This is a genomic window from Aeromonas sp. HMWF014, assembly GCF_963878295.1.
Lineage (GTDB): Bacteria > Pseudomonadota > Gammaproteobacteria > Enterobacterales > Aeromonadaceae > Aeromonas > Aeromonas popoffii.
The window spans coordinates 5,768-9,005 of the sequence record NZ_CAWNYS010000475.1 but is presented as its reverse complement, the minus strand read 5'-3'; the positions used below and the strand labels follow the sequence as shown (position 1 = coordinate 9,005).

Annotated in this window: 5 protein-coding genes; 2 read left to right on the top strand and 3 right to left on the bottom strand. The window is 55.0% G+C overall.

All coding sequences use genetic code 11. The features are described 5' to 3' along the window. Both AAC083_RS18500 and AAC083_RS18495 read right to left on the bottom strand, forming a co-directional pair. Positions 1-471, bottom strand: a 471-nt coding sequence (locus AAC083_RS18500) for a hypothetical protein (protein WP_219927912.1), incomplete at its 3' end; no start/stop codon positions are given. Positions 472-519: 48 nt separating this feature from the next. Next, the gene (locus tag AAC083_RS18495; protein WP_146181732.1) at positions 520-858 is read right to left on the bottom strand and encodes a hypothetical protein; all 339 of its coding nucleotides are present in this window, start codon (positions 856-858) and stop codon (positions 520-522) included. A gap of 260 nt (positions 859-1,118) precedes the next feature. Here AAC083_RS18495 and AAC083_RS18490 point away from each other — a divergent pair, with 260 nt between their 5' ends. Both AAC083_RS18490 and AAC083_RS18485 read left to right on the top strand, forming a co-directional pair. Further along, the gene (locus tag AAC083_RS18490; RefSeq protein WP_108537380.1) at positions 1,119-1,991 is read left to right on the top strand and encodes a formate dehydrogenase accessory sulfurtransferase FdhD; all 873 of its coding nucleotides are present in this window, start codon (positions 1,119-1,121) and stop codon (positions 1,989-1,991) included. A gap of 4 nt (positions 1,992-1,995) precedes the next feature. Then, positions 1,996-2,862, top strand: coding sequence for a helix-turn-helix transcriptional regulator (locus AAC083_RS18485; RefSeq protein WP_108537379.1), 867 nt, complete (start codon positions 1,996-1,998; stop codon positions 2,860-2,862). A gap of 95 nt (positions 2,863-2,957) precedes the next feature. Here AAC083_RS18485 and AAC083_RS23325 read toward each other — a convergent pair. After that, positions 2,958-3,238, bottom strand: a 281-nt coding sequence (locus AAC083_RS23325; RefSeq protein ID WP_258224766.1) for an ATP-binding protein, incomplete at its 5' end; no start/stop codon positions are given.

Below are 3,238 nucleotides of genomic sequence, written 5' to 3'. Positions count from 1 at the left end.
GTTATGCATAATCTGTATAAGGCTCAAGTCACACCATGAACTATGGTCAAAAACACCTAATATATGGGCTTCATGAGCAGAGAAATGAATAAATAGAAGCTCTCCAGTTCTGGTTACAAAACCATCTCTCTCCACACCTAGGCTCAGATGAAAGTGCTGAATTCCCCAATGAGATAACATGTCATCATCGTAGTGCAGATTTTTTAGCTTTCTACTTTGATATTTCTTGAGACACTCACCAACTTTTATCGATTCAATAATACCTTCGTATGCAATTTTGTGCTCCTTAGGGATAGACAGTTCCTTTGATTCAAATACTAAGCGAGCTCTTTTTTCAATAATTCTACATTTGTAACGCTGATACAAATAGATAGGATCGTACGTCTCTGGCGAATACAATCCAAACTCTGCTTGGAGTCTCTGGTGACAATATTCGCTGTAATCATCAAGTATTTCGTTAAAAACTTCCATACCAATCCTTCCCACTGCTACAGATTGATTCAATATCCAGATTCTACATTATGGAGCTAACTTTGTATTATCAGATAATGAAAAGGCTGAAGCATCTATACTTCGACAGATTGCTGCAATCATACTTAATAGTTTAGCCTCACTGTTTTTTGACCATCCATTACCAAAGTGTATAGTGATATGAACTGATGTTACAGGCTCACCACTAACAAAAACCTCTACAGAGAATTCATCAGATAACCAAACACCCTCTATTGCATTGGGGAAGCATTGAGTTACTTTTGTAGAAATCAACTCTTTACTTCCAAGGGGCATGACGTCTTCAACCTCTGAAAGATCTGCTATTGAATGATTACACGGTTTTATTACCACAAGATCAAAGCTCATATTTTATGCCTAACAGTTTTAATTGAAGATCATAACGCCATTAGAATTTAAAATTAATTTTTTAAGTCGAGTCTAACCCTATCGATTTTATATGAAAAGAATGTCTACTTACTTTTTCAGAGAAATGAAGATTTGCACACATAAACCCTCATCTCCGAAATATGCACATGTTTATATCATCCCAATCCACCTGCATTAACTTGGAACAAATCTTGCTGTATTCCTCCCCTTAGATCCCGGCAACCGGTCGCGAGGGGCCCATGACACCGACCTTTATCAAAAGCAATGCTGCCGCCCAGCTCACCATGGCCGTCGAGGTGATGGATGAGCAGGGCACGCTGCAAACCCGCCAAATCGCCTGTGAGCGGCCGCTGACGGTTTACCTCAACTGGAAGGAGATCGTAACCCTGATGACGCTGGGGGCGCGCCCCGAAGCGCTGGTGCTGGGTTATCTGAAAAATCAGGGCTTTATCGAGGATATTTCGGCCATCGAATCGGTGATCGTCGACTGGGAGAGCGAGGCCGCCGCCGTGGTGAGCAGCCAGCAGGCCGCCGATCTCGACCAGTCACTGGAGAAGAAGACGGTCACCTCCGGCTGCGGTCAGGGCACCATGTATGGCAGCGTGATGAAGAAGCTGGAAGGGGTCGTGCTGGCGGCGCCAGAACTGAAACAGAGCACCCTCTACGCCCTGCTCAAGGCGCTGTCGGCCCATAACGAAACCTACAAGATGGCGGGGGCCGTGCATGGCTGCGCCATTTGTCGCGGCGCTGAGATCCTCTCCTTTGTCGAGGACGTGGGGCGCCACAATGCGGTGGATACCCTGGCGGGCGAGCTCTGGATGAGTGGCGAGGCTGGCCACGACAAGATCTTCTACACCACAGGGCGGCTCACCTCGGAGATGGTGATCAAGGTGGCGCAGATGGGCATTCCGGTGCTGTTGTCACGCTCCGGCGTCACCCAGATGGGGCTGGATTTGGCCCGCCAGCTCGGCATCACCATGATTGCCCGCGCCAAGGGGCGTCACTTCGAGGTATTCAGCGGCCACGACCATATAGTGCTGGACGAGAAGCCGCCGGTGCTGGCCGCCGCCTCGGCCGGTCCAGCCAGAGGGTCAAGCGCAAGCCATGAATGAATTTATGAACGTAAAGCAGGTGGCCGAATACCTCGATCTCAACGAGAAGAAGGTCTACCAGCTCGCCAACGAGGCGCGCATCCCTGCCACCAAGGCGACCGGCAAGTGGCTGTTTCCCCGCTCCCTGCTCGACCGCTGGCTGCTCGGCAGCTGCCACGAGGGGGTGATGAACGACCGGCTGCTGCTGGCGGGCTCAGACGACGTGCTGCTGCACTACGCCAGCAGCCGTTTGGCCCAGCTGCTCGGCACCCAGGCACTGGTGGGCTACACCCCGTGCGGCACAAGGCAGGGGCTGGCGATGCTGGCGCGCGGCCATGTGGATCTGTGCGCCATCCACTGGGGGCAGGCCGAGGAGGCGCACCTGCGCCACCCGGCGCTGGTGCAGCAGTATCAGGGCCACCGGCAATGGGTGATCGTTCATGGATTTAGGCGGGTGCAGGGGCTGGTGCTGCGCCAGGGGCTGCAACCCAAAGAGGCCAAAGAGGCGCTCGACTGGCGCTGGGCCATGCGCCAAGAGGGGGCTGGCAGCCAGCGCGCCCTGCAGGAGTGGCTGCAAACCCAGGGGGAGTCGCTGACCCGGCTGGAGCGCACCCTCGAGGTCAACAGCGAGCGGGAGCTGGCCGCCGCCATCAGCCGTGGCGATGCCGATGTCGGGCCCGGCGCCCAGAGCACCGCCACCGAGTTTGGCCTCGGCTTTATGCCGCTGTCGCAGGAGTGCTTCGATCTGGTGATGCCGCAGGGGGTCTTCTTTCGCACCCTGCTACAACAACTGATCGGCTGGCTGCAATCCCCCGAGGGGCGCGAGCTGGCGGCCCGCCTCGGCGGCTATGACCTGAGCCAGAGCGGCAAGCTGGTGTGGAGCCCGCAGTAAATAACCCCTCACCCGCCCACAAAACAGCCCGCCAACCATATTGACGGGCTGTTTTTATCACGGGCTTTTTGATAACGGGCCTTTTTATAACGAGATCAATCCCCTGTCTCACGCCCCTCGGCATTGAGCGCAATGCGCCACCCTTCCAGTTTCACGGGTTCGCCGCCGCTGGGCAGCAGGGCGTGGCTACGCAGCCGTATGGTAAAGCAGCTCCCCTGTCCCGGGGTGGAATCCACCAACAGCTCCCCGCCCCAGCGGCTGATGATGCGATGGCTCAGGGCCAGCCCCAGCCCGGTGCCGGTGGCGCGGGTGGTGAAGAAGGGGTCGAAGATCTTGTCCATGATGGCGGCCTCGATGCCGCTGCCGTTGTCGATGA